Below are 6,934 nucleotides of genomic sequence, written 5' to 3' on the forward strand. Positions count from 1 at the left end.
TGCGCCGGCGGCCTTGCCATGCCCCTGCATCCCGATCTGGAAGCCTTCCTCGACCTGGTCAACGCCGCGAATGCCGACGGCCCCGCTCTGCACGAGCTCTCCGCCGCGCAGGCGCGCGCCGCCTACGACCGCTCGACGGGCGCGCTGGACCTCCCCGGCCCCGACCTGCCCTGCGAGGCGCTGACGCTGCCCGCCCGCGATGGCCACGCCCTGCCCGCCCGGCTCTACCGCGGCGACATCGCGCCGCGCGCGCCGGTGCTGCTGTTCTTCCACGGCGGCGGCTATGTGCTGGGCGGGCTGGACTCGCACGACTCGCTCTGCCGGGACCTGGCGCGGCAGGCGGACTGCGCGGTCCTCGCCGTCGATTACCGGCGCGCGCCGGAACACCGCTTCCCGACGGCCTTCCACGATGCCGAGGACGCCGCGGCCTGGCTGCGCGCCCATGCCGGCGCGCTGGGGTTGGACCCGGCCCGCATCGCGGTCGGCGGGGACAGCGTCGGCGGCACGCTCGCGACCGCGCTGACCGTGGCCGCGCGGGACGCCGGCCTCGCCCAGCCGGTGCTGCAGCTGCTGCTCTATCCCTGCACCAGCGCCCACCAGGACACGCCGTCCCATCGGCGGCTGGCCACCGGCCATCTGCTGGAACAGCGCAACCTGCAATGGATGTTCAGCCAGTACCTGCGCGACGACACCGACCGCCTGGACTGGCGCTTCGCGCCCTTGCAGGCCGCCAGCCTGCAAGGCCTGGCCCCGGCGCACCTCGCCCTGGCCGAGTTCGACCCGCTGCTCGACGAAGGCCTGGCCTACGCCCGGGCGCTGGAGGCCGCCGGCGTGCGGACCGATGTCCAGGTCTACGCCGGCATGGTCCATGACTTCGCGCGGCTGGGGAATGTGGTCGAGGACGCTACCAGGCTGCGCGCCGACGCCGCCGCGGCGCTCGCCCACGCCTTCCGCTGAGCCGGCGAGCACCACCCCGGGCCACTGCCCGCGTGAACAAATCGGCGCGGCCAACGTCATTACCGGAAGACGGCGGCGCGCCGAGCGCCGCGACCACATTCGAGGCAGTCCCATGTCCATCGCTGCGCCGGCCCTGTCCGCCGGCTCCGATCCTTTCCTCGCCACCGCCGGCGCCCGCGCCGCCGGCCGCGTCCTGAGCCGCATTGGGGGCCAGGAGTTCGAGGCCGTCATGAACGGCCCCCACCTGAGCGTGCTGCCGCGGGATGGCGGACCGGTCAGCGCCTGGATGCTCGAGCCCGGCACGCCGCTGCCGCTGCTGCAGCCGCGCGACGGTCTGGACCGGGCACCGGCGGCGCTCCTGGACCTCCACCTGCCCGTGGCGCTGGAAGCGGTCTTCGCGCTGCGCCCGGACCTGCCGGCCGTGTCGCTCGGCGGCGTGTTGCCGGCCAGCTCGGCGCTGCTCGCCGGCGGCATCGCGCTGCAGCCCGCCGGGCAGCCGGCCACCGTCTCGCGGGAGCTGTTCTGGCAATGGGACCGCCTCTGGCTGACCGACCGGCGCGATCCGCCGCCCAGCCAGTGCGTCTTCAGCAAGGACGGCCGCCGCCATCCCCGCCGTCCGCCCAAGCCCGTCGGCACCGTCTACCGCCGCCACATCCCCTGGCTGGACCAGGCCTTCAGCCTGCGGGCCATGGACGTGGAGCGCGACCTGGCCACCGTGAACCGCTGGATGAACGAGCCGGCCGTCGCCCACTTCTGGCAGGAAACCGGCGACCTGGACCACCACCGCCGTTATCTCTCCGGCGTCGCCGCCGACCCCCACACCGTCGGACTGATCGGCTGCCTTGACGACCGGCCGTTCTGCTACGTCGAAGCCTACTGGGCCAAGGAAGACCGCATCGCGCCGTTCTACGACGCCGCCGACCACGACCGCGGCTGGCATGTGCTGGTCGGCGAGCCGGCGCTGCGTGGCAGGCCGTTCCTGACAGCCTGGATGCCGGGCGTCTCCCATTACCTGTTCCTCGACGACTGCCGCACCCAGCGCCTGGTGATCGAGCCCCGCATCGACAACCGCCGGATGATCCGCAGCCTCAACCGCTGCGGCTATGCCTCGCTCAAGGAGATCCAGTTCCCGCACAAGCGCGCGGTGCTGGGCCTGCTGATGCGCGAGCGCTTCTTCGACGACGCGCTCTGGATCCCGCGCGCCGACGACGCGGACGCGTCCTCCGGTCCCTCCCTCGCAGTTCCCCAATCCTGAGGCACCCATGCACCTCCATGACCTGATCGGCATCGGCTTCGGCCCGTCCAACATCGCCCTGGCCATCGCGCTGGAGGAAGGCCGCGAGGGTCGCCCGCAGCAGCGGCCGCTGGACGCGCTGTTCGTGGAGCGCCAGCCCGGTTTCGTCTGGCACAAGAACATGCTGCTGGACCAGGCGCACATGCAGATCTCCTTCCTGAAGGACCTGGCGACGCTGCGCAACCCGTCCAGCCGCTTCACCTTCCTGAACTACCTGCATGAGAAGGACCGGCTGCAGGACTTCATCAACCTGAAGACCTTCTTCCCCAGCCGCCACGAGTTCAACGACTACCTCGCCTGGGCCGCCGCCCAGTTCGAGGACCGCTGCGCCTATGGCGAGGATGTCTTCGAGGTGCTGCCCGAGCCGCGTGCCGGCGAGGTCAGGCTGCTGCGGGTGCGCTCGCGCGACGCGGCCGGCGCGGTGCGCGAGCGCCTGACCCGTCACCTGGTGGTGGGCGTCGGCGGCATGCCGCGCGTGCCGGCCGAGTTCAAGGCCTTCAAGGACGATCCGCGGGTCTTCCACTCCAGCAACTACCTGGAGGCCATCGCCCGCCACGGCGAGGCGCGGCGCATCGCGGTCGTCGGCGCGGGCCAGAGCGCGGCGGAGATCTTCATGGACCTGCACGGCCGGCCGCAGCGGCCGCAGGTGGACCTGGTGATGCGGGCACGCTCGATCAAGCCGTCGGACGACAGCCCCTTCGTCAACGAGATCTTCAATGCCGACTTCACCGACTTCGTCTTCAGCCGCTCCGGCAGCGAGCGCGAGGAGCTGCTCAACGAGTACTGGCACACCAACTACGCGGCACCGGACCTGGCGCTGATCCAGCAGATCTTCGAGGTCTTCTACCGGCAGCGCGTCAGCGGCGAGCCGCGCCACCGCTTCCTGCGGCGCCACGAGGTGGCCGGCGTGCAGGCGGGCGAGCACGGCCTGCGCCTGACGCTGCGCGACCTGAACCATGAGCGCACGATCACGCAGGACTACGACGCGATCGTGCTGGCCACCGGGTATGAGCGCGACCGCCACCGCAGCCTGCTGGCGCCGCTGGCGCCCTACCTCGGCGACTGGGAGGTCGACCGCCACTACCGGCTGCGCGGCCAACCCAATTTCCATCCCAGCGTCTTCCTGCAGGGCGCCTGCGAGCTGACCCACGGCCTGAGCGACACGCTGCTGTCGGTGACCGCGATCCGCTCCGGCGAGATCCGCGGCGCGCTGCACGGCGCCACCGGCCTGGACCATGCGACCGGGCGGCAGGAAAGCTCCCGGCAGGCCGCATGACCGGCCGTCCCGGGTCGCCACCGGCCGGCCGTTGCCGGCCACCGCCGGGTCCTTGAGCGGAGGACCCGACGACGTCGACTACCCCCTTCACCGCGACGCGCGCCGCCACACGGGATCCGTGGCGGCGCGCTTTTTCACGTTCCGGGCGCCTCGTCGCCCAGCCCCGTTCCCTTTCGCCACAACCATGAATCCTCAGAAGGATCGCGCCATGTCCCCGTTCCCGTCGCTCGCCCTGTTCCGTCCTCACCGGCTGTCGTTGGCCCTGGCCACCGCCTTCGGCACCCTCGCGCTCTCGGGCGCCTCGCCCGTGCGAGCGCAGGCGGTGACCGCCGAGGCGGCCGCCGACAGCGCTCCGGCCGCTGCCTCCGCCGCCGCGGCGCCCGGTGCCGCCGCCTCCTCGCCCACCGGTTCAGCGTTGCCCACGGTGTCGGTGAGCGGTCGGTCCACCACCAGCGAGGGCACCGGCTCCTACACGGTGCGCAGCACGGGCGCCGGCACCCGCATGCCGCTGTCGCCCCGCGAGACGCCGCAGTCGCTGACCGTCATCGGCCGCCAGCAGATGGACGAGCAGAACCTGGACACGCTCAACGAGGTGATGCGCCAGACGCCGGGCATCGTCGTCAACCGGCGCGACGAGCGCGTGGACTTCACCTCGCGCGGCTTCTCGCTGAGCCAGATGGTCGACGGCATCCCGACGCTGGCCTACAACAATGTCTCGGCCGAGGCCAGCATGACCAGCATGGCGATGTATGACCGGGTCGAGGTCATCCGCGGACCGGCCGGCCTGCTCAACGGCGTCGGGCAGCCCGGCGGCTCGGTCAACCTGGTGCGCAAGCGCCCGACGCAGCAGTTCGAGGGCAGCGTCACCGTCGGCGCGGGCAACTGGAGCCGCTACCTGGCGCAGGCCGACCTCGGCGGCAGCCTCACCGCCAGCGGTGGCGTGCGCGGCCGCATCGTCGCGTCGCATGCGGGCGGCGATACCTTCATCGACAACAAGCGCCGCAAGGACAGCCTGCTGTACGGCATCGTCGAGACCGACCTCGGCCCGCGCACCGTGCTGGCCGCCGGCTTCGAGTACCAGAAGAACGACATCGATGGCGCCAACTTCGGCAACATCCCGCCCTACTACGGCAACGGCGCCCGCCTGGTGGTGCCGCGCTCCTACTCCTTCAGCACGCCGTGGAGCACCTGGAACATGGAGACCCGCCGGGTCTTCGTCAACCTGCAGCACGCCTTCGACAACGGCTGGCAGGTCAAGGCGGAGGTGGCGCAGGTCAAGAACCAGCGCGAGCGCTACAGCGGCGACCTGCAAAGCACGCTGCCCACCTTCCCGATCAACGCGGCGACCAACATCGGTGTCGTCTCGCTGAGCGACAACCCGGCGGACGGCACCAACAAGTCGCTGGACGTCTATGCCTCGGGGCCGTACCGGCTGTTCGGCCGCACCCACCAGGCGGTGATCGGCTTCAACGTCAACAAGCTCGAGACCGAGATCGCCAACAACAGCGCGCTCAACACCGGCACCCGGCTGGATCGCCGTCCGGGCGGGGTCTTCGACCTCGGCGCGATCGCCAAGCCGGACTTCCTGTACCCCCGCCTGCGCCAGAACGCCGAGACCGAGGAGCGCGCGGCCTATGCGTCCACCCGGCTGCAGGCGACCGACGCGCTGTCGGTGCTGGTCGGCGCGCGCGTGACCTCCTATGAGAACCGGTCCTACCAGCGCTCCTGGGCCGGCATGGCCAACGGCGCGCGGGTGGACGGCGTGCCGATCAAGGAGACCTCGGTCGTCACGCCCTATGCGGGCGTGGTCTACGACCTGACCGGCGACTTCTCGGTCTACGGCAGCTACACCCAGATCTTCCAGCCCAACACCTCCAAGGATGTGAACGGCAACGTGATCGATCCGCAGCGCGGCAGCAACGTCGAGGTCGGCGTGAAGGGCGAGCACTTCGGCGGCCGGCTGAACACCGCGGTCGCGGTCTTCCGCACCAAGCAGGACCATGTGCCGGTGGCCACCGGCACGCTGCAGCCGGACGGCTCGCCCGCCTTCCGCGGCGAGCGGGGCACGGTCACCGAGGGCTTCGAGCTGAGCGTGTCCGGCGAGGTGCTGACCGGCTGGCAGCTGATGGCCGGTTACGCCTACGGCACGCCCCGCAAGGCCGACGGCACGCCGCTCTCGCCGCACCTGGCCACCCGCACCGTCAACCTGGCGACCAGCTACCGCCTGCCCGGCGCGCTGAGCCGGCTCACCGTCGGCGGCAACCTGAGCTACCAGAACGCCACCTCGATGGACATCGTGTCCAAGCCGACGTTGACCCAGGGCGGCTACACCCTGCTCGGCCTGCTGGCGCGCTACGAGCTCACGCCGCGGATGACGGTGTCGCTCAATGTCGAGAACGTGACCGACAAGACCTACGTCTGGATGAGCGGCCAGTCGGGCTACATGTTCGGCACGCCGCGCAGCACCTGGCTGCGCGGCAACTACCGCTTCTGAGGCGGCCCGCGGCGCCTCTTCTGGCGCCGCTCCTGACGTCACTCGGGCGGGCGTCCAAGGCGGGCGTCCAGGCCGGCATTCAGCGCGACCGGTGGGCGATCCGGTGCCGGGAGGCACCGGATCCCCGCGTTCAAACGCCCCCTGCCCGCTCCGCCACCTCGACGCAGTGCGCGATCAGCGCGACCAGCTCCGCGCGGAAGCCCGCGGCCAGCCCGTCCATCGTCGCCGGCTTGAACATGCGGTCGCTGTAGGACCAGTTCATCGTCAACACGCCGTCCATCACCTGGCCGATCACCTCGATCCAGCACGGCAGCGGTCCGCGCTCGTCCCGCGCCATGCCGCCGGAGTCGCGCGCGCGGCTGAAGCCCGCGCCGTCCTTCAGCGTCTGGTCCAGCTGGCCCAGGTAGTTGAACGCGATCCGTGGCTGGACCGCCGCCAGCGAGGCCCGCACCGCCTCGTCGGCATGCAGGTACCGCAGCACGCCGAAGCCGACGCCGCGGTTCGGCACCGCGCGCAGGTGGTCGGACACCGCCGGGATCGCCGCCGCCCAGGGCTGGTCGTGGCCGGACAGGCGGACCGGATAGGCGCTGGTGAACCAGCCCACCGTGCGGCTCAGGTCGATGTCGGCCGCGTCGCCTTCGCGGCCATGGCCCTCGAGCAGCACCAGCGCCTCGGGATGACCGCTCCAGGCCGACAGCGTCCGCCCGAGCGCGGTCAACAGCAGCGCGTCGATGCCGCCGCCATAGGCCGCGGGCGCGACGCGCAGCAGCTGCTTGGTGAGCGCCGCGTCCAGCGACATCGCCGCGGTGCGGCGATCCTGGATCCAGGCCTGCGCCTGGGGATCGTCGCGCGGCAGGTCCGGGATCGCGGCCAGCTCGCGCCGCCAGTGCGGCAGCTCGGCGGCCAGCGCCTC

Annotated in this window: 5 protein-coding genes; 4 read left to right on the forward strand and 1 reads right to left on the reverse strand. The window is 71.7% G+C overall.

The features are described 5' to 3' along the window. Nucleotides 1-18: 18 nt before the first annotated feature. From CS062_RS20655 to CS062_RS20670, 4 genes are all read left to right on the forward strand, one after another. On the forward strand, nucleotides 19-957 hold the full coding sequence (locus tag CS062_RS20655; protein ID WP_099863442.1) for an alpha/beta hydrolase: 939 nt from the start codon (nucleotides 19-21) through the stop codon (nucleotides 955-957). 112 nt (nucleotides 958-1,069) lie between these two features. After that, nucleotides 1,070-2,212 (forward strand): GNAT family N-acetyltransferase, encoded by a 1,143-nt coding sequence (locus tag CS062_RS20660; RefSeq protein ID WP_233218181.1) that lies wholly within the window; start codon nucleotides 1,070-1,072, stop codon nucleotides 2,210-2,212. A gap of 7 nt (nucleotides 2,213-2,219) precedes the next feature. After that, nucleotides 2,220-3,527, forward strand: coding sequence for a lysine N(6)-hydroxylase/L-ornithine N(5)-oxygenase family protein (locus CS062_RS20665; protein WP_099863443.1), 1,308 nt, complete (start codon nucleotides 2,220-2,222; stop codon nucleotides 3,525-3,527). 208 nt (nucleotides 3,528-3,735) lie between these two features. Continuing rightward, a complete protein-coding gene (locus tag CS062_RS20670) occupies nucleotides 3,736-6,021 on the forward strand; it encodes a TonB-dependent siderophore receptor (RefSeq protein ID WP_099863444.1) in 2,286 nt (761 codons plus the stop codon). Between the two features lie 130 nt (nucleotides 6,022-6,151). On the opposite strand, the gene CS062_RS20675 is transcribed toward CS062_RS20670, so the two are convergent. Further along, nucleotides 6,152-6,934 (reverse strand): condensation domain-containing protein (locus tag CS062_RS20675; protein ID WP_143742430.1); only part of this gene is annotated, 783 nt, incomplete at its 5' end.

Origin of the sequence: Roseateles chitinivorans (assembly GCF_002761755.1) — a bacterium.
Classification (GTDB): domain Bacteria; phylum Pseudomonadota; class Gammaproteobacteria; order Burkholderiales; family Burkholderiaceae_C; genus Roseateles; species Roseateles chitinivorans.